Annotated in this window: 17 protein-coding genes; 6 read left to right on the forward strand and 11 right to left on the reverse strand. The window is 41.9% G+C overall.

Annotated features, from left to right (window positions below):
* Nucleotides 1-43: 43 nt before the first annotated feature.
* The 8 genes from METVE_RS0103915 to fmdA form a co-directional block, all read right to left on the reverse strand.
* Entirely contained in the window at nt 44-967 is a 924-nt protein-coding gene (locus tag METVE_RS0103915) for an urease accessory protein UreD (protein WP_020167141.1), read from the reverse strand.
* Between the two features lie 22 nt (nt 968-989).
* Nucleotides 990-1,679: an urea ABC transporter ATP-binding subunit UrtE gene (gene urtE / locus METVE_RS0103920; RefSeq protein WP_020167142.1), complete on the reverse strand. Its 690-nt coding sequence runs from the start codon at nt 1,677-1,679 to the stop codon at nt 990-992.
* 49 nt (nt 1,680-1,728) lie between these two features.
* Entirely contained in the window at nt 1,729-2,472 is a 744-nt protein-coding gene (urtD, locus tag METVE_RS0103925) for an urea ABC transporter ATP-binding protein UrtD (RefSeq protein ID WP_020167143.1), read from the reverse strand.
* Nucleotides 2,469-3,644: an urea ABC transporter permease subunit UrtC gene (gene urtC / locus METVE_RS0103930; protein ID WP_020167144.1), complete on the reverse strand. Its 1,176-nt coding sequence runs from the start codon at nt 3,642-3,644 to the stop codon at nt 2,469-2,471. Before urtC ends, urtD begins: the two co-directional genes overlap by 4 nt.
* Before the next feature lie 15 nt (nt 3,645-3,659).
* Nucleotides 3,660-4,577 carry an urea ABC transporter permease subunit UrtB gene (urtB, locus tag METVE_RS0103935; RefSeq protein ID WP_020167145.1) on the reverse strand — a complete coding sequence of 306 codons (918 nt, stop codon included), beginning with the start codon at nt 4,575-4,577 and terminating at the stop codon, nt 3,660-3,662.
* Between the two features lie 112 nt (nt 4,578-4,689).
* Nucleotides 4,690-5,934 (reverse strand): urea ABC transporter substrate-binding protein, encoded by a 1,245-nt coding sequence (gene urtA / locus METVE_RS0103940; RefSeq protein WP_020167146.1) that lies wholly within the window; start codon nt 5,932-5,934, stop codon nt 4,690-4,692.
* A gap of 160 nt (nt 5,935-6,094) precedes the next feature.
* On the reverse strand, nt 6,095-6,433 hold the full coding sequence (locus METVE_RS0103945; protein ID WP_020167147.1) for an FmdB family zinc ribbon protein: 339 nt from the start codon (nt 6,431-6,433) through the stop codon (nt 6,095-6,097).
* Between the two features lie 11 nt (nt 6,434-6,444).
* A complete protein-coding gene (gene fmdA / locus METVE_RS0103950) occupies nt 6,445-7,668 on the reverse strand; it encodes a formamidase (RefSeq protein ID WP_020167148.1) in 1,224 nt (407 codons plus the stop codon).
* A 264-nt stretch (nt 7,669-7,932) separates the two neighbouring features.
* Here fmdA and METVE_RS0103955 point away from each other — a divergent pair, with 264 nt between their 5' ends.
* Nucleotides 7,933-8,403: a surface-adhesin E family protein gene (locus METVE_RS0103955; RefSeq protein WP_020167149.1), complete on the forward strand. Its 471-nt coding sequence runs from the start codon at nt 7,933-7,935 to the stop codon at nt 8,401-8,403.
* A gap of 112 nt (nt 8,404-8,515) precedes the next feature.
* On the opposite strand, the gene METVE_RS0103960 is transcribed toward METVE_RS0103955, so the two are convergent.
* Entirely contained in the window at nt 8,516-9,673 is a 1,158-nt protein-coding gene (locus METVE_RS0103960) for a hypothetical protein (protein WP_026361999.1), read from the reverse strand.
* Nucleotides 9,674-9,880: 207 nt separating this feature from the next.
* Here METVE_RS0103960 and METVE_RS0103965 point away from each other — a divergent pair, with 207 nt between their 5' ends.
* Complete coding sequence (locus METVE_RS0103965) at nt 9,881-10,462, forward strand: hypothetical protein (protein WP_020167151.1); 582 nt, start codon at nt 9,881-9,883, stop codon at nt 10,460-10,462.
* 183 nt (nt 10,463-10,645) lie between these two features.
* On the forward strand, nt 10,646-14,362 hold the full coding sequence (locus METVE_RS0103970) for a DUF748 domain-containing protein (RefSeq protein ID WP_020167152.1): 3,717 nt from the start codon (nt 10,646-10,648) through the stop codon (nt 14,360-14,362).
* Between the two features lie 63 nt (nt 14,363-14,425).
* Here METVE_RS0103970 and METVE_RS0103975 read toward each other — a convergent pair whose 3' ends face one another.
* Complete coding sequence (locus tag METVE_RS0103975; protein ID WP_020167153.1) at nt 14,426-15,331, reverse strand: LysR family transcriptional regulator; 906 nt, start codon at nt 15,329-15,331, stop codon at nt 14,426-14,428.
* Nucleotides 15,332-15,508: 177 nt separating this feature from the next.
* On the opposite strand from METVE_RS0103975, the gene METVE_RS0103980 reads away from it, so the two are divergent.
* Nucleotides 15,509-16,282 (forward strand): GreA/GreB family elongation factor, encoded by a 774-nt coding sequence (locus METVE_RS0103980; protein WP_232415377.1) that lies wholly within the window; start codon nt 15,509-15,511, stop codon nt 16,280-16,282.
* Between the two features lie 135 nt (nt 16,283-16,417).
* Here the strand turns inward: METVE_RS0103980 and METVE_RS0103985 are convergent, their stop codons facing one another.
* Nucleotides 16,418-16,660 (reverse strand): VF530 family DNA-binding protein, encoded by a 243-nt coding sequence (locus METVE_RS0103985; protein WP_020167155.1) that lies wholly within the window; start codon nt 16,658-16,660, stop codon nt 16,418-16,420.
* Nucleotides 16,661-16,982: 322 nt separating this feature from the next.
* On the opposite strand from METVE_RS0103985, the gene METVE_RS0103990 reads away from it, so the two are divergent.
* Complete coding sequence (locus tag METVE_RS0103990) at nt 16,983-17,219, forward strand: hypothetical protein (RefSeq protein WP_020167156.1); 237 nt, start codon at nt 16,983-16,985, stop codon at nt 17,217-17,219.
* Nucleotides 17,220-17,685: 466 nt separating this feature from the next.
* Nucleotides 17,686-18,978 carry a D-amino acid dehydrogenase gene (locus METVE_RS0104000; RefSeq protein ID WP_020167158.1) on the forward strand — a complete coding sequence of 431 codons (1,293 nt, stop codon included), beginning with the start codon at nt 17,686-17,688 and terminating at the stop codon, nt 18,976-18,978.
* Nucleotides 18,979-18,988 lie beyond the last annotated feature (10 nt).

Below are 18,988 nucleotides of genomic sequence, written 5' to 3' on the forward strand. Positions count from 1 at the left end.
TGCTTTCGCTAGTACTTTTCTTCGTTTGATTATTGTTAAGTTTTTAAGTATTCCAAATACGTGGTCTTGCGGCTGAACGGCTTGCGTACCACGGTCGTAATATCTGCCAAAGCCCCTCAAAATAATGCCTTGCCGACTGCGCAGACATGCCGATGTAGCGCGCTGAAAAAATTTCGGGCAGCGCGCTTACACCAAACTTAGCTTTGCTATCTGATGCGTTATCTATTTCTAATTGTTGGCATTTCGCGAACAACTCTGTTGGCACAGCACCCGCCGCGATCACAAAACTGGCACTGACAACATTACCGCCCAAACCAATTGCTGAATGAAAAAATCGGTCATTGGCGTGTAAATGTGCGCTTTCTTGCCAAATGATTTTATCAGCGCGTTTAATCATTAATTTTTGATTCAATTTGCCTGTCAGCCAACTTTCACCTTTTGCCAGCCTGCCAAAACATAAAATCTCCCAGCCAGCGTAACAAGCCTCTCGACCTAAGTTAATGTCAGCTGAAAAGTTAACTATTGAGCCATCAAATAAAATATTTTCTTGCGGCAACCACTCTAAACTGGATTTTTCAGCCAAATCGAACTGCAAATGCTGGCTGGCCGCTGCGCCGTTCGCTTTGTACCATTTACCTGCACCTGGCGTTGTCAGCAAGACGCAGGCATTGGTTTGCACATTCACATTCAGTATTAATTCATCACCGCCCGCAACACCGCCTGGCGGGTGAATGATAATGCCGTGGCACAGCGTATCACCTTCTGGATACAGCGTTTTCTGTATCACTAATGGGCCATTATGCTGCCTTTTTGCTAGATAGCTGCGGCCATTTTTTTCACTGAAATCTAGTGTTAAGTTCGCCAACCAATGCACAGGTTTTGCACTAACAGCGTCAGCGCCTAAAGGTTTTTGCGCATTTGTGGCAACACTTAAATAATCATCATCCATGCCTTTATGATGCCACAAAATACTTGAATAACTGCATCAATTAAACCGACAAATATCCTTTAATTTTGGCGGCATCCACTTCGCCACGCTTGTCTTCATGAATGAACTTGCCTTTATCAATCACAATAATACGGTCGGCAACTTCCATGGTAAAACTTAACACTTGTTCAGACACAATAATGGTGATTTCACGCATTTTTCGAATCTCGTTTAACACTTTTGCGATATCTTTAATAATCGACGGTTGAATACCTTCAGTCGGCTCATCTAATAACAGCACTTTAGGATTCGTCACCAGCGCACGCGCAATGGCTAATTGCTGTTGCTGACCGCCAGAAAGATTGCCGCCTTTGCGATGGCGCATGTCATACAGCACCGGGAACAGCGCAAAAATGTCTTCCGGAATCTCACGCGTTTTCGATTTCTCTAATCCAGTTTCGATATTCTCTTGCACCGTCATGCTAGGAAAAATCATGCGGCCTTGTGGCACATAGGCCAAACCTTTTGCCACGCGCTCATAACTATCCGCACCCTGCAGATTTTCACCATCCACGGTTGCCCTGCTGCTTTTGCTTGGCAAGATACCCATTAATGATTTAAACAACGTGGTTTTGCCCATGCCGTTGCGACCCATAATCGCTAATGTTTCATTTTTTTCTGCCTTAAAATTCAAGCCATGAATCACTTGGCTTTGGCCATAACTGACTTGTAGATTTTCAATTTCAATCATATTTAATCCCTTCAATCTAACCAATATCGATGTGTTAATGACCTTGGTTCTAATGGCCTAGGTACACTTCAATGACTTTTTCATCTGCTTGCACTTTGTCCATCGCACCTTCTGCCAGAATCTTGCCTTGGTGCAATACAGTGACTTTATGTGCGATTTTTTTCACAAATTCCATATCATGCTCAATCACGATCACAGAACGGTTTTTGCAGATCTTATTCAATAAATCCGCCGTTTGGTCGCGCTCTTTCGCACTCATGCCAGCGACTGGTTCATCCAGCATCAACAACTCTGGGTCTTGCATCAGCAGCATGCCGATTTCCAGCCATTGTTTCTGCCCATGACTGAGCAACGCCGCTTCCATGTCCAGAAAATCCGTTAACATGATTTCATCGGCAATTTTTTTAACCTGCGAAACCACTTCTTCTGAACGTTTGAAAAACAAGCTGCCCCAAACACCACGACCTTTTGGATAAGAAACTTCCAGGTTTTGATATACCGACAGATTTTCGTAGATAGAAGGCGTTTGGAACTTACGCCCTACACCAGCACGTACGATTTCGTGCTCTGATAATTTAGTCAGCTCAGTATTCCTGAACTTGATAGAGCCTGAGGTGGATTTTGTTTTACCGCAAATCAAATCCAGCACGGTGGTTTTACCTGCACCGTTTGGGCCAATCACTACACGTAACTCGTTTTTATCGATATACATGGTCAGGTTATCAACCGCTTTAAAACCATCAAACGATACCGTTAAATCTTCAATCGCTAGGACAAAGTCTGTGTTGCTCATGCTTTTGCTCCCATCTCTTTAATCTCGTTTGCAGGTATTACTTCCGCTGTTTTTACAGGCGCTAAAGCTAAAGGTTCTGTGTCAGATAGTTTGCGTAAAAATTTAGATTTCTTCGCGTACTTTTCATAGATTCCAGCTAAACCATTGGGGAAAAACATCACCACAGCGATAAACAAGCCGCCCATTAAGAATAACCATAATTCAGGATAGGTTTCTGAGAACACGGTTTTGCCGTAGTTAACCAACAACGTGCCGTAAACCGCGCCAATCAAGGACATACGGCCGCCAACCGCGCAAAAGATCACCATTTCAATGGATGGCACGATGCCGACAAATGACGGTGACATAAAGCCAACTTGCAAAGTGAACATCGCACCACCGACTGCTGAAATCATGGCTGCTACACAGAAGATGAATATCTTGAAATTCGATACGTCGTAGCCAGAAAAACGTACGCGCTCTTCTTTATCGCGCATGGCTAACAGCAACATACCGAACTTACTATTCAAGATGTATTTCGACAGCAAGATTGAGCCAATTAACAAAATACCGTTGAGGTAATAAAGAATGTATTTAGCGCTATCGGTGCGCGTATCCCAGCCCAGCACAGTTTTAAGGTCTGTAATACCGTTAACTCCGCCTGTTAGGCCTTGTTGACCAACGATTAAGATACTTAGAATCAACGCAATCGCTTGGGTAATAATCGCAAAATATACACCGCCCACGCGACGCTTAAACATGGCAAAACCAATGAAATAAGCAAACAAAGCCGGTATCACTAATATCGCCAAGATGGTCAAAGGCAGACTTTGGAAAGGATGCCAAAACCAAGGTAGCTCGGTGATTTGGTTCCAATCCATAAAATCTGGAATACCTGGCGTGGTTTGGATTTTGGTCGTAATCGGATCTGAGGCTTCTAGCTTCATGAACATCGCCATGCCGTAGCCGCCTAAGCCGAAGAAGATACCTTGGCCTAAACTTAAAATACCGCCATTACCCCACAACAACACTAAACTCACCGCCACAAAAGCGTAGGTTAAGTATTTTCCCACCAGATTCAATCTGAAAATATCGACGCCTAGCGGCAGTACGACGAATATCAAGGCGGCTAACAATGCGAGTCCGATTGCGCCCTGCTTACCGCCAACTAATTTACTTAAGGATGCATTCACGTTAATTCTCCCGTTTTATTTGCGCAATTTAGATGCGAACAAGCCTTCTGGCTTCATCATCAATATGCCGACAATCACTAGCAAAGTAGTCACCTTGCCCATTGAACTGGTCATAAAGAATTGAAGGATTGATTGTGCTTGTGCGATACCGAAAGCGGATGCAATCGTACCCATTAAGCTAGCTGCGCCACCGAACACCACGACCATAAAGCTATCTACAATATAAAGCGTACCTGTGGTTGGGCCTGTAGAAGCAATGGTGGTAAACGCTGCACCAGCGACACCTGCAATGCCGCAACCTAAAGCAAACGTCACGCGATCTACTTTTTTGGTATTGATACCAACTGCACCTGCCATCACACGATTCTGCACAGTCGCACGCACTCTTAAACCCCAGCGTGAGCGATACATAAAGATATAAACACCTGCAGTCACTAACAATGCCAGAACCATCACAAAAACGCCGTTAATCGGAATATCAATATCGGGCGTTGGCTTAAATGAGCCTAACATCCATTCTGGAAGTTCAGCGCTCATCTCTTTCGCGCCAAAACTGGAACGAAATGCCTGTTGCATCACCAAACTCAAACCCCATGTTGCCAATAAGGTATCTAAAGGTCGCTTATAGAGATGCCGAATCATGATGAATTCGACAAAATATCCCAGCGCAAAGGCTAAGATAAACGCCAACACGATGGCAATGAGAAAGTAATAATTGACAAAACCATAAGTGGCTGCCACTTTTGACAGCATCACTGTTGTGTACGCGCCTATGGTCATAAACTCACCATGCGCCATGTTAATCACGCCCATTTGGCCGAAAATAATGGCAAGACCTAATGCCATGAGTAGCAGCACTGTAAACATGCTCAGGCCAGAAAACCCCTGCATGATCATAATATTGCCTATATCACCCATTGAATAACCAAACATATGGCCTCCTACTTAATTACTACTAAAAAATAATGTTGCTGCTACGCTTATTCACTTGCAGACTGCGACAGCCTATATCTAAGCTGCCGCGTCTTTAAACTAACTTAATAGACTATTGATAACCTTTTGGGAACGGATCTGGTTTGATGTAGCCAGATGTGTAAACAATCTTAGCTTGACCATCTTTTTGCCACTGACCGATACGCAATTTGGTTGTTAAGTGGTGATTTGCTTCCACAGTCACAGGGCCTTCTGGCGCATCTTTAAGTACATAACCAGGTAATGCAGCTTGCACTTTATCTACATCAAAACTACCAGCACGCTCAACAGCAGCTTTGTATAACCATGGGCCTAAATATGCGGCTTGTGTTACATCACCAATCACAGATTTATCACCCCATTTCTTTTTGAATTCCGCAACAAATTTCTTGTTGATCGGTGTATCAATCGATTGGAAGTATTTCATTGCAGAATAGAAGCCAGCTAAGTTCTCACCACCAATGCCTAACACTTCATCTTCAGTCACTGAAATAGTTAACATGGTTTGTTTAGCAGAATTTAAACCCGCTGCATTCAATTGTTTAAACCAAGCCACATTACTACCGCCCACTACCGCTGCGTAAATCACGTCAGGTTTTTTCAGTTTGATTTTGTTAATCACAGAACCGAATTGTGTATCACCCAACGCAATGTATTCTTCACCGACGACTGAGCCTTTTAGGTTTTTCTCAATATGTTTACGCGCGATTTTCATTGAAGTACGCGGCCAGATGTAATCAGAACCAATCAAGTAAAAAGTTTTGGCTTTTTTCTCTTTTGTAATCCAATCCAACCCGGCAATAATTTGTTGAGTCGCTTCTTGGCCTGTGTAGAACACGTTTTTAGATTGCTCTAAGCCTTCGTAGAACGTTGGGTAAAATAACAAGCCGTTTTCTTTTTCAAACACTGGCAGCGCCGCTTTACGTGAAGCTGATGTCCAGCAACCCATAACAGAAGCGACCTTGTCTGATGCCAATAATTTCTTGGCTTTTTCAGCAAATGTTGGCCAATCAGAAGCGCCATCTTCTTGGATCACTTCAATCTTGCGGCCTAAGATACCGCCCAAAGAGTTGATTTGGTCAATGGCTAATTTTTCAGCTTGAATCGAACCTGTTTCACTGATGGCCATCGTGCCAGTCGCTGAGTGCAAGATACCGACTTTTACCACCGTATCCGTTACAGCTAAACCTGTCGTATTTACTTTTGCTGTTGGATAATCTGCAGCAAATGCGTTAGTTGTAATTAAGCCAGCGGCTAGTAATGCGCCGACTAGCGCGCCACCCACTTTCATAAAGCCACGTCTGTTCAAAGTACTCATTACGATCTCCTAATATTAAAAAAACCACCATTTATGACAAAATAAAACCTAACTACTTAACCTGCTAAACACTTTAAAAACTTACTTTTCACCCATTTAATTCCTACGTTTAATTGCTCAAATTAACTGGTTAACTCCTTAATATTTCATTGCTCAATATCTAATGCGATAACATCCAAGGTCTTGCTGTCTTTTTGGTTTGCATTTGCAAAGCCGCCTTACCTGTTTCCTGGTTCACTTTTGTGCTTGTTTTGCACGTATGTGATCCAGCACAACCGCAACTTGAACGTTTCGCTACTTTTGGATCATGCGCAGATTTTTCATTTCGCTCATGTGCCACACGCTGTGTTTTATCCATTACCGCTAAGCGAGGCGCAGACATAATGCGTGGGCTTTCGCAACCACATTCATCACAACATGCTGGCTCACTCGATTCACTCATTTTTCTAAGCGCAGTAAAAACACCGCAGGTATCACATTCATATTCATAAACTGGCATGCCATCACTCCTTAGCTAGTTTTAGCAGTATCAATGCCTTGCTTGACCATCACTTTAGGTCCGTCCGCATTTGGCTTCATATCAAAGTCAAATATCTCTGTCGGTAACCATAAAGTCGCACATGCATTCGGAATATCGACAATGCCGCTGATATGGCCTTCGATTGGTGCTGTGCCTAAAATCGACAGAGCTTGCGCGCCGGTGTAGCCAAATTTCTTCATATACTCAATGGCGTTTAAACAAGCTTGGCGATAAGCTTCATTTACATCTAAGTAAAGCTGCTTGCCTTGTTCGTTAACTGAAATGCCTTCAAAAATGATGTAGTCTTTATAAGTTGGTGTGAGCACGCTAGGTTCGAAAATTGGATTTTTAACGCCATATTTCTTCACGCCATCTTTAATTAAGCTGACTTTGATATCTAAATAACCGGCCATCTCAATCGCGCCGCAGAACGTAATTTCGCCATCGCCTTGTGAAAAGTGCAGGTCGCCCATTGAAAGGCCACCGTCTTTTACATACACAGGGAAATAAACCTTTGAACCTTTGGTTAGATTTTTGATATCGCAATTACCACCATGCTCACGTGGCGGCACAGTACGCGCACCTTCAAGCGCCGCTTTTGCAGCAGCATCGCCAGACATTTTGCCCATCACAGCTGATTTTGGATTTGGTGGCAATGCTAAACCTGGCACGCGATCTGGCTCGGTTGCAATCAAATCACCTTCACGTTTATTCCATGTGTCTAATAGCTCTTTTGAAGGCAAGCAGCCAATTAAACCTGGATGCATAATGCCGGCGAATTTAACATTTGGCACATGACGTGAAGTGGTATAAATACCGTGAAAATCCCAAATCGATTTACGCGCTTCAGGATATTGGTCAACTAAGAAACCGCCGCCATTTTCTTTAGCGAAAATACCGTTAAAACCCCATTGGCTCTCTTCAAATGTGCCAACATCTAAAATCTCAACCACCATTAAATCGCCTGGCTCCGCACCTTCAACACCAATCGGGCCGCTTAGATAATGCACTTGCGTTAAATCGACATCACGTACATCGTTGGCGCTGTCGTTATTGCCAATCTGGCCGCCAGTCCAATCCATACATTCCACGCGGAATTCGTCGCCCGGTTTTACCATGGCAATCATGGGTAAATCTGGGTGCCAACGGTTATGAATCTGGCCGTCTTGTTCCCAAGGTTTTTTGTCTAAATCTAACTTAACTAATGTTTTCATTTGTTTCCTCCAACTTAAATTCAGTGACATTCAAAAATTACAATCAACAGTAAGTTTCCTCACTCTTTAAAAACCGCTGTGTTTAAGGTCTTTAAAGTATTTCAAAGAAGACTCGTGGTTAATAATTCAATGAGTTTTTCTATATGCTTAGATTAGTGATGCAGAGGGATGATTGAAATACGTCAAAGTGCGTAGTTGATTGTTGCGATTTAATGCTTGAACTGTGTTAATTTCAGCATAAATATTTATTCATAAGGTAGCAAAATGCATCTAGAAAATAGCCCAGCAAAAACCACGCTAAAACTTTCAAAAAGGCCTAAAAACGCCCGTATTTATTTACTTGCATTTATTTCATGCTGCTCAATTTTTGAAGCGACAGCAGCTGACTGGACGTCAATCAGTAAGACAAAACAAGATGAAGTTCTGGTGGATATGGACTCTTATAATGAGTCTGCAGGTATTCCTTATATCAGCACAAAAACGCTATTTGTAAAGCCGCAAAACTACCGCAAAAATGCGCTTAAATTTAGTTACAAAGAAAGCCATTCCACCACCCAATTTAATTGCGCGCTGCACACGTTTAAAACTAACGCTACGCAGTTTTTTGATGCGAATAAAAAATTGGTAGGCAGCGAAAAAGGCGACGATTCTTTTAAACCAATTACCGCAGGCTCAAAAGATGCTTCACTTGAAAGCCTTGTTTGCCAAGTGCATAAAATGGTTGGCGGAAATTAACTACTTAAAAAGTTAACCAATTAAATGGGTTAACTTTTTAAGTAGTACAAACACTAAAGCCCAAACGTTAATTTGGGCTTTAGCTGTGGTTAAAACTGACTTACGCTAAGAATTAGAACTGGAATTGCAATGCGACATTGATTGCGTTGATAGAATCAGCATCCGACACTTTTGTTTTTGAAATAGCTGCTGTGATCAAAGCGTTGTACGGCTCAATAATATAGTTAGTACCAATCTCATATTTCTTTGTTTCGCCATTTACAAATGCTGTGGTAGTCGCATCTGAATCAAACTTTTGATAGCGCGCAAATGGCATAAATTGACCCCAACCAGCTTTTGCATTAAACAAATATGCTACGCCAGCTGAGTAGGCCTTACCTTGTTCACTTAAGAAAATGTCGTCTGTGTCGTAATCATAATAAGCCGCTTCTGCTGAGAATGTACCTGGTCCTACATTTTTCTTCTCTAGCAAAAAGTCTACGCTGTAAGAAGTGTAATCACCTGCAATACCTGGCACTGCAACCACGCCATCTTTTTTGCTGCGGCCTGCAATACCTATGGCTAAAATATCTTTCGCACCGAAGTAGTTACCCGTGCCGTAATAACCCGGTTCAGCATCCCAAAAGTCATATTGCAATCGGCCTGCATACATTAACTTGTCTTTAGTACCTTGTGTTTCTGATAACGCAGTAATGCCCGGGCTAAATCTAAAAATATTATCGCCTTCAAACGCACCGAATGAGTAGGCTAATTTGCTATCAAACGCGCTACCAACAAGCGCAACACCTTCATCACGGCCAATAATACCGCCGTTCCAGCCGTAGCGAGAGGCGATATTAGACCAATAACCACCGCCCATTGAGTAATAAGGACCCGCCATATTGGCACGATCACTCGGGGATAAGAAGCGACCTGCCCAAATGGCGATATCATCTGTTAATTGAAACTGTACATTGGCATCAATTATTTCAATGTTACCGCCCGCGCCACCACCTGATTTTTCAGTATTTAACATACCTTTAATATATTTGTTCATTGAACCAGAAATGTAGATACGCGCACTGTCCAAAGAGAAATCGTTTGAGCGATCACTACCATTTGCAGCGCCATCTTCTACACTGCTATAACTACCAATTGCCCCGAAACCAACACTGATGTATTTATCTTCACCAAATGTAATGGTTCCAGCCGCTTGTGCTTGAATCGCTGAAATACTCAATGTTGCTAATACTGCTGATGTGAGTAGACTTTTTTTCAAAATTAAATTCATTTCTATGCCCCTATAGATTGATAACAGTTGTAAATACTTAATAGCTAGCGCATCCAGCATTTCAGATGCATTTGTCATGTGGCTAGATTAGCGATAGCAAAGGGCGAGTTAAATACGTCATATTGCGTAGTCAATTCTAGGGAGATTAGTCGTATATTGTAGTCACTTTAAATTGACGTTTTTACGTAGAAAATTGGGTGTATTAAGATGTTAACTATCAGAAAAATGTTATGGCTGATGGCCATCACAATCGTGCTGACTGCTTGTGGTGAATTCTCATATAAACGCGGCGCAAACGTTGCCCAGCTTGAAAACACCAGACAATCGTGCCAAGCAAAAGGTAGCGCTGAAGCGATTGAAAAATGTATGGAAGACAACGGCTGGACGATTCAGCAATTAGATTCTTTTGAAATATTCACCGAAGCAGAACCAAAAATCGATGAACAAAATGAAGTTGTAGCAGCTGAAAATACCAGCGAGTTAACCATTGAAAATGCGCAAAAAATTGGTGCGCCTCAAGCAGTTGTTGTAGATAAACAACAAACATCTACTAAAACAAATGCAAAACCCAAAACAAAAGTCGCACCGTCTAATCCATTAGATACCTATGTAGTCAGTTCTTGGTGGAAATCGGGCGTAAAACCAGATGCGTTTCAAGTTGACAGCGATAGTTGTGTTGAAAAATTAGGTGAAGCGCATAAACCGATAGGCAAAACCCAAACGGTCACGGTTGGCTTTATCAGTTGCATGAATGAAAAAGGCTGGAAAGCGCTGAAAAAATTGCATTAAAATTGGATGCCAAATAAATACTCCACGATTTTTAACGCATTTAAATTAACGGAGTTAACACTGATAATTAATCAGAAAAATTAATCGCGTAAAAGTCATTTTCTGCAGCGCTTGTATCTAACCTCAAGCTCGACTCTGCTCGCCACATAACACCTCTGCACAAAATTTTGTTAAGCTTGTCTGATGCTGAATAAAATTAAAAAAATCTTTATTAACACGCCAACAAAAATCATTGCTGGTCTGTTTATTTTTTATATTTTATTCAGTTACTTTGCGATTAATCCGCTTGCCAAGCGTATCGTACCTTGGTTTGCTGAGAACAAATTAGTCAGCCACGCCAGTGTGCAAAAGGTAGCTTTTGATCCATTTCGTTTAAAAACCACCATAGAACAATTTAAGCTGACAGAAAATAATGGTGCGCCGTTATTCGGTTTTGAAAAGTTGGTGGTGGATTTTGAAGTAAGCGGTTTGTTGGATTGGGCATGGAAATTTAAAGAAATCAGCATAACTGCACCGCAGGCAAATATTGCGATTTCACCCAAAGGAAAGCTTAATTGGGCCGATTTAATCGCAAAGTTGAATGAAGATAAATCGCCGCCAAGCAAGACTATTCCGCGTGTCGTGATTGGGCTTTTATCTGTTAAGCAGTCAAATGTTCAGTATATCGATGCGAATCGTGACACGCCTTTTAAAGCGGAACTAGCACCGCTGAGCTTTGAATTAGAACGTTTTTCTACGCTGCCAAAAGACCGCGGCGATTATTTGATTGCGGCAAAATTACCTGCGCAAGGCGGTTCGCTTAAGTGGAAAGGTGATATCGGCGTCAATCCTGTTGCTTCCAAAGGCTTTATCGCTTTTGACCATCTTCAACTAGTTAACCTAGTGAATATTGTCAAAAATGTCGATTTGCCATTTAGGCCATCTGATGGCGATATTCAGGCCAGTTTTTCTTATGATTTTTCACTGCCCAATGACAAACCCAAAATAACCTTGCAAAACATCGCGCTAACACTGAATGATTTAGCGGGAAAAGTGATGCCTGCTGTTGAGTTGTCGCTAAAACAGGCCAGCGCCAAGTTGCCACTTTTAGATTTTGCTATGCCAGCTAATCCACAAGATAAGCCACAACTTAACTTTAAAAATTTGAATATTAAATTTACCGACTTAAGTCTAAAACAAGGCCAAGAAAATAATCAGGCGAATAGTAAAGTCGCCTTGTTAACGCTGCCGCAAATAGATATTAATCAGGTAGATTTTGATTTGGCTGCAAGAAACGTAAACGTTGCGCAGATTTTGTTAGCACGCGGCGCAATCAGTGCGAACAGAAACCAAGCTGGCGTCGTTAATTGGCAACAGGCGTTTGTAAACAATGATGTGAGCGTCCAACAAAACCCGGCTATTCAAGAGGATAAAAACGCAGATTCAGTAGAAAAACCGTTCAGCGTAAATATTGCGGATTTTCAGCTTCAACACTGGCTTGCCACGTATGAAGACCATGGTTTTGTACATCCACTTAACGTTGATATCGCAGATATCAATCTTGGATTTGCGTTCGCAATGCCAGAAGGCAATATAGCAATCCATCAGCTACAAAGTAACATCAATGGCTTGTCAGCAAAATCTGCTTTATATAAAACACCGATTGTGACGCTGGATAAATTGGATCTTAACCAAGCAGATATTAGCTTAGCAAACCAAAAAGTGGATGTGGAATCAATTCAGTTATCTGGGTTAAAAACACAAGTGCTTAAAGAAGCGAATAAACCGCTTAATTGGCAATCAATTTTAGAAACTGTGCCAAATAAATCTGCTAAAACCCAAACGGTTTCAAACAATAAATCCGCAAGTAAACAAGATAAAAAACCTGACTGGGATTTATCGCTAAAAAAACTGGCTTTGGATAATGCCAACTTGCATTTTGAAGACCATAGTTTAAAAACGCCAGTGATACTGGATGTTGAAAAAGTGGCTATTGAGTTGCGCGATGCTTCACTGGATCAATCGCGCAGTTTGCCAATAAAAGCTGCGTTTCACGTGAAACAAGGCGGCCAATTTACAGCGCAAGGCAAATTCACGCCGGCACCATTAAAAGCAGATTTAAATATTAAATTAACCCAGTTTGCACTTAAGCCTTTTGCGCCATATATTAGCCAGCTGGCCTTACTTAAACTGAATGATGGTAATGCAAATATTTCAGGTAAATTAGCGGTAAAACAAGCTAAAAACTTGGCTGTTTCGTTTGATGGTGGCTTTAGTGTAAACAAATTTTCTTTACTTGAAGAAGCCACCTCTGCGCCATTCTTGGGCTGGGAGCGCGTCAGCAGCGATAGTTTAAGCGTTTCGCTAGCGCCCGACCGTGTCCATTTGACTGAGTTGCAGGTGAAAAACCTAGTGAGTAAATTTATTATTCATGAAGACAAAAGCATGAATATCACGCGTATTTTACGCAATCAGCCCGCCTCTGCTGTATCGGTTACAAACGATTCAGCCAAGCAAAATTTAACTAATCAAGCCAGTGAAACTAACGCTTCAACAGTGTTAAATAATACAGATATTGCCAAGCCTGCAGTGCAAGTTGCGATTGTGGAGAAAACGCCTGAAACATCGCCAGTATCATCCACGAAAAATGCCAGTTCAACAGACGCTTTTCCAGTCAGTATTGATACCGTGCGCATTGAAAATGCCGAGTTGGAATTTGCCGATCTTTCTCTGATACCGCAATTTGGCGCACATATTAATTCACTCTCTGGCGTGATTAACGGTGTATCGACCAGCCCGACTGCCATTGCACAAGCGGAGTTGGATGGAAAGGTAGATGATTATGGATCTGCGCGTATTCGTGGTTCGTTACAACCTTTTCAGGCGACTAACTTTACTGACCTTAAATTAAGCTTTAAGAATCTAGAAATGAATCGTCTAACACCCTATTCTGGTAAATTTGCTGGCAGGCGTATTGATTCTGGCAAGTTGTCTGTAGATTTAGAATACAAAATCAAGCAACGCCAACTAGCGGGAGAAAATAAATTTATCCTGAATAAATTAAAGCTAGGTGAAAAAGTAGACAGCGCAGAAGCTGCCAATTTACCGCTAGATTTAGCCATCGCTATTTTGGAAGATAGCGACGGAATCATTGATTTGGATCTGCCAATTTCTGGCAGCTTGGATGACCCACAATTTAGCTATGGCAAAATTGTGTGGAAAGCGATTAAAAACGTGTTGACCAAAATAATCACATCGCCTTTCCGCGCGCTGGGTAAACTGTTTGGCGCAGATGCAGACAAACTAGAGGCCATTTCATTTGATGCAGGTAGCGCAACACTGGCACCACCAGAGCAGGAAAAATTAAAAACCATTCAACAGGCTTTAAGTAAGCGCCAAGGACTCGCGCTTGGCATTATCCCAAGCTATGACAGTGCCGGGGATTCACGCGCACTGCAAGAAACGTTGCTTCGTCGCAAAGTTGCACAGGAAATGGGCTTAAAGTTGGACGATGGTCAAAAACCTGGTCCAATTGATTTAACGAATCCTAAAACGCAAAAAGCGGTGGACGCGTTGTACGATACTTTGACTAAAAAGAGCTTGTTGAAAAAACTAGCCGCTAAATTAGAAAAGCCTGAAGAAGGACATTATGAAGAGGCTTTAGAAAAGCTGACTGCCAGCATAGTGATTACCGAGTCCGAGCTCCAAGCGCTGGCAAAATCGCGTGGTGATGCGATACAAAAAGGTTTATTAGATGCAGGTATTCCAGCTGAACGGCTGCATATTGATGCGCCGACTAAAGTTACAGCAGATGCAAAAGCGATTAATACTAAACTAACATTGGATGTTGCCGCTAAAAACAATCATGCTGAACCAGTTACGCCAGCTACCACTCCATCATCCACCGAAAAAGTTGAATAAACTCATGCACTAATTGCATAAGATGATTGATTAACACAGACTTAACACTTTTTTTGCTCTAATTTATTCAATATCCCAATATGGTTCTGCGCCAAAACGCTCTATCAAAAAATCAATCAACACGCGAATTTTCAATGGCAAATTGCGCTTAGGCAAATACAACGCATACACATGTTGATAGACAGGAATATATTCTGACAATACGGATTTTAAGCGTTTAGCCTGAATATCTTTACCAATAATAAACGTGGGTAATAGGGCCAAACCAAATCCACCTAACACCACTTGCGATAACGCTTCATCATCATTGATGCGCAATCTGCCGGAAACAGGCACGGAGACTTCGCCGCCTGGCCCATTGAATCTCCATAGGCCTTTGTCGCCAGAATGGATGTAATCTAAACAATTGTGGCTGACTAAATCTTGCGGAACCAGTGGCGTACCAAACTCCTCAAAATAATCGGGTGTTGCGCATAGTTTGCGGCGAATGGGCGCTAATTTTCTGGCGATTAATGCTTGTGGTAAATCATGCGTAACGGTGATGACAACGTCATAACCTTCTTCCGCCAGATCAACGACTCGGTCGGTAATCGTCATATCGATATTCAACTCAGGATAACGGCGCATAAATTCACCGATCGCTGGCGCGATATGTAGCGTACCGAATGCAACTGAAACCGCGACTTTTAGCACGCCGCGCGGCTGCGCATTTAGGCTATCAATCATTTCTTGCGCTTCATCTGCCTCATAACTAATGCGCATGCAGTAATCAAAAAACGCTTTGCCAACCTCAGTCAAACTGAGATGACGCGTACTACGATTAAGCAAGCTGGCACCTAGCGCTTGTTCTAATTTCGCCACTGCTTTACTGACAGATGATCGGGAAACGCCAAGCTTTCTAGCTGCCGCAGAAAAGCTTTGTTCATTTACGACATCTGCAAAAATAATCATTAAATTCAAATCATACATAGGCTTAATTGTAGGCGTTATTTAAGTGTAATTAGCATCTTATTGTAGCGCTATAGGAAACAATTATGTTCATTTGAACGGACTAATTTAATCAACAGATTGGTATTACTATTCAACTTGCCTAATGAATGTGACTTATTTTTTAGGACTTATTACTTATGAGCAATGGATACAGTGATGAATATACCGATAGATATAACAACGGAACTTGAAAATCTAATCATTTCAGATACCGACTATGTTCAGCTATCTAAGCTTAACAATAATGGATTGTTGGGTTATGAATTTGGTCGCGCGATTGTCGTTCCAGCAAATAAAGTACCGCGAAACGTCATCAGAATGAATTCACGTGTTGTTTATTTAGATGAAAGTACGGGAATAAAACGAGACATAAAACTGGTTTTTCCAGAAGACGTAGATTTGAACACTGGAAAAATTTCTGTACTTTCGCCACTTGGCGCAGCGTTATTAGGGCTTAAAGAGAGGCAAACCTTTGATTGGCCAACCTCCAATGACCCTTTAAAACGATTAACAATTATGCGTGTAACAAAAATGAGTTATTGGGAGAATTTTATGATGAGCAAAGCGTTAAGTAGCACCAAAGTATTTGTCGGTTCTTATGTTTTTTTTATGATGCTCACCTATTATCTAGCACAATTAGGTGCACAATCGCCTTTTCTACAAGGTCTAGATGTTGCAGGCGCTAGCGTATATAACTTTCCATTTTTCTTACACTTAAGCGCGATGCTGATTCTTTTATGGATATGCTTTGTGAGAGGCGCAATCATCGGTGAAAGATGGCTTGTGTTGTTGCCAATGGTCGTATTTGCATTTGAATTGATACCAAAGCTCAGCACCATTCCTGTAGTTCCAACCATCTATCACTTGCTGGCAATTGTCGTTGGCGCGGCATGCCCGATTGTTTCAGCGTTGGATAAATCAACCACTTAGTGATGTTAAGTAGATTCAGCAATATTAAACAAATATAGTTTTTTGGTATTTTCCAATAACTGAATACAAATGAATGACGACTTTTCTCTATTGGCAAGATGACCTAAAGTAGTCATTCATGTTTTATATGCTTTATTAATTATCATTGTTTTCTAAGCGTTTCATCGACAAATACAACTGTTCCACTTTTTCACGCGCCCAAGGCGTTTTGCGTAAAAACTTAAGACTTGATTGAATACTTGGGTCGTTATTAAAGCAATTAACTGGTATTCGTTCAGCCAATCCATCCCATCCATAATGCTCAAACAATGCCGTCACTAGCACTTCTAAAGTTATGCCGTGTAAGGGATTATTGTGTTGTTTAGTATGTATAGTCATTCATTTCTGTCTGTATTTCGTTGTGCTATTTCAAATTACAGAAATATCAATCAAGCCTGCATGTCAGACTCTTCTAGGGTAGATATAAATCAATTAGCCAGCCAAGACCCTGTAAATATTGTTTCTAAGGTATTAACGCCATCAACTTTGCAAATACTTCGTGATGTGAGATAGATAGTTGGCTAACCATAGAGTTTAAATTGTTTTCGACTTATGCTGCGCAATTGTAAATTTCAATTATCAAAAATACTGTTGTACTATGCTTAGAATCTAAAAGTTGGCTGAAATTTAAAAGCCATCTAACCTAATAAGAATAATACAAATGAAAACAATCAACAGGCTTGTGCTTTGCCTTGCACTTTCTTTCTTAATTTTTCCCGTACTTACTATTGCTGCTGATATCAATCAGATAGACACCAATATACAAGAGCAAATCCGACAGCAAGAACGTCAACGTTTACTACGACAGCAGCAAGAGTTGAAGCCTAACGCGCGTGATTTTGGTGAGCACATTAAAGGTTTAGCACCTGTGGCAACTTTATTAAAGGGTGAAAATTGAAACAATCGCACTTAACCTGGCTAATATTAACTACTCTACTATCAGCCTGTTGTACGCTCGAATGCATAGCCCCGGTTGATCGTAATATCAAACCTTATGGTGCTCACTGGATCAAGGAAGGAATGACTAAGGAGAGTCGGTTGGACGACACGCTAGCATGCGGAAGTGGTAGAACTGAATACGTACTATTCTCTGATGAGAAAATTAACACCGCCAAACAATCGGAAGATCCTAATGACATCAAAGGATATTTGCGGTTAAGAGATTACTGGGGGCAGTGTATGCACAATAAGGGCTACGTCTATCTAGAGCATTGTGATACTCGATGCCAGTATCCGTGATAAGAATAATTGCTGCGTAACCATAAAGGAGCAGGTCACGACTGCAGAAAAATAATAGTGATCTGTTCCCTAGTTACAAAAAAATAAACTAGTACTATATTTTCTAAAGATACAAAGATACTTTTATGCGAGTGCTTATATTAGGGTCAGGTGTTGTGGGGGTTACCAGTGCGTATTATCTGGCAAAAAAAGGCTTTGATGTCACGGTAATCGATCGTCAGCCTAGCGTAGGCTTGGAAACCAGTTTTGCCAATGCGGGGCAAATCTCGCCTGGTTATTCAGCCCCTTGGGCCGCACCAGGGGTACCAGCCAAAGCGGCAAAATGGTTGTTTCAGCGCCACTCACCTCTTGCAGTAAAATCAGATGGCACGCTCTGGCAACTGCAATGGATATTTAAGCTTTTGCAAAACTGCACGGCACAACGTTATGACCTGAATAAAGAGCGCATGGTGCGTTTAGCAGAATATAGCCGCGATTGTTTAGATACCTTGCGTGGTGAGATTGGCATCAATTACGAAGCCCGAACACAAGGCACGCTGCAAGTATTTCGCACCATTAAACAGTTAGAGGCGGAAGCAAAAGATATAGTGGTATTAAGCCGACTAGGGGTGCCGTTCGAGCACCTTGACCCAGAGGGTTGTGTGCTGGTTGAGCCTGGATTGGCTGCAGTTAAAGATAAGTTATTAGGGGGTCTGCGTTTACCTAATGATGAAACAGGCGACTGCCAACTTTTTACGACGCAGCTAGCCATTAAAGCGCAGGCGCTTGGTGTTAAGTTTATTCAAAACGTAACGATTAATCAGTTAATCACTATTAACAATAAATTAAGCGGCGTAGAAATCAGCACTGAAAGTGGACAAGAAACGTTGCAAGCTGATCAATATGTAGTTGCACTCGGTAGCTACTCCCGTCAGTTATTGCTGGGTTTAGGGTTACAAATACCCGTGTACCCCGTTAAAGGTTATTCACTCACCGTACCAATTATTAACGATGCATTAGCGCCAGTTTCTACTGTCATGGATGAAACCTATAAAGTCGCGATTACGCGATTTGATAACCGCATTCGAGTCGGCGGCATGGCGGAATTAGCAGGCTTTGATCTGAGTTTGAATCCACGTCGCCGTGAAACTTTAGAGATGGTGTTAAACGGCTTATTTCCCAATGCTGGCGATACATCAAAAGCCAGTTTTTGGACAGGTTTGCGCCCAATGACGCCAGATGGCACGCCTATTATTGGTCGCGCTTCCAATCTACCCCAGCATGATAATCTATGGCTGAACACTGGCCACGGTACCTTAGGTTGGACAATGGCTTGCGGCTCTGGGCAATTATTGGCAGATTTGTTGGCTAACCAGCAGACCGCGATTCAAAGTGACGATTTTGCGCTCAATCGGTATAAGCATGGTCATGCTGCCTGAGGGAATAGCA

It is taken from the genome of Methylotenera versatilis 79 (assembly GCF_000384375.1).
GTDB classification, from domain to species: Bacteria; Pseudomonadota; Gammaproteobacteria; order Burkholderiales; family Methylophilaceae; genus Methylotenera_A; species Methylotenera_A versatilis_B.

What these genes read in the sequence shown, in the direction of transcription:
- urtE (WP_020167142.1), bottom strand. Translation starts at nt 1,679, where the DNA reads ATGATTGAAATTGAAAATCTACAAGTCAGTTATGGCCAAAGCCAAGTG.
- urtD (WP_020167143.1), bottom strand. Translation starts at nt 2,472, where the DNA reads ATGAGCAACACAGACTTTGTCCTAGCGATTGAAGATTTAACGGTATCG.
- urtB (WP_020167145.1), bottom strand. Translation starts at nt 4,577, where the DNA reads ATGTTTGGTTATTCAATGGGTGATATAGGCAATATTATGATCATGCAG.
- urtA (WP_020167146.1), bottom strand. Translation starts at nt 5,934, where the DNA reads ATGAGTACTTTGAACAGACGTGGCTTTATGAAAGTGGGTGGCGCGCTA.
- METVE_RS0103945 (WP_020167147.1), bottom strand. Translation starts at nt 6,433, where the DNA reads ATGCCAGTTTATGAATATGAATGTGATACCTGCGGTGTTTTTACTGCG.
- fmdA (WP_020167148.1), bottom strand. Translation starts at nt 7,668, where the DNA reads ATGAAAACATTAGTTAAGTTAGATTTAGACAAAAAACCTTGGGAACAA.
- METVE_RS0103955 (WP_020167149.1), top strand. Translation starts at nt 7,933, where the DNA reads ATGCATCTAGAAAATAGCCCAGCAAAAACCACGCTAAAACTTTCAAAA.
- METVE_RS0103960 (WP_026361999.1), bottom strand. Translation starts at nt 9,673, where the DNA reads ATGAATTTAATTTTGAAAAAAAGTCTACTCACATCAGCAGTATTAGCA.
- METVE_RS0103965 (WP_020167151.1), top strand. Translation starts at nt 9,881, where the DNA reads ATGTTAACTATCAGAAAAATGTTATGGCTGATGGCCATCACAATCGTG.
- METVE_RS0103970 (WP_020167152.1), top strand. Translation starts at nt 10,646, where the DNA reads ATGCTGAATAAAATTAAAAAAATCTTTATTAACACGCCAACAAAAATC.
- METVE_RS0103975 (WP_020167153.1), bottom strand. Translation starts at nt 15,331, where the DNA reads ATGTATGATTTGAATTTAATGATTATTTTTGCAGATGTCGTAAATGAA.
- METVE_RS0103980 (WP_232415377.1), top strand. Translation starts at nt 15,509, where the DNA reads ATGAATATACCGATAGATATAACAACGGAACTTGAAAATCTAATCATT.
- METVE_RS0103985 (WP_020167155.1), bottom strand. Translation starts at nt 16,660, where the DNA reads ATGACTATACATACTAAACAACACAATAATCCCTTACACGGCATAACT.
- METVE_RS0103990 (WP_020167156.1), top strand. Translation starts at nt 16,983, where the DNA reads ATGAAAACAATCAACAGGCTTGTGCTTTGCCTTGCACTTTCTTTCTTA.
- METVE_RS0104000 (WP_020167158.1), top strand. Translation starts at nt 17,686, where the DNA reads ATGCGAGTGCTTATATTAGGGTCAGGTGTTGTGGGGGTTACCAGTGCG.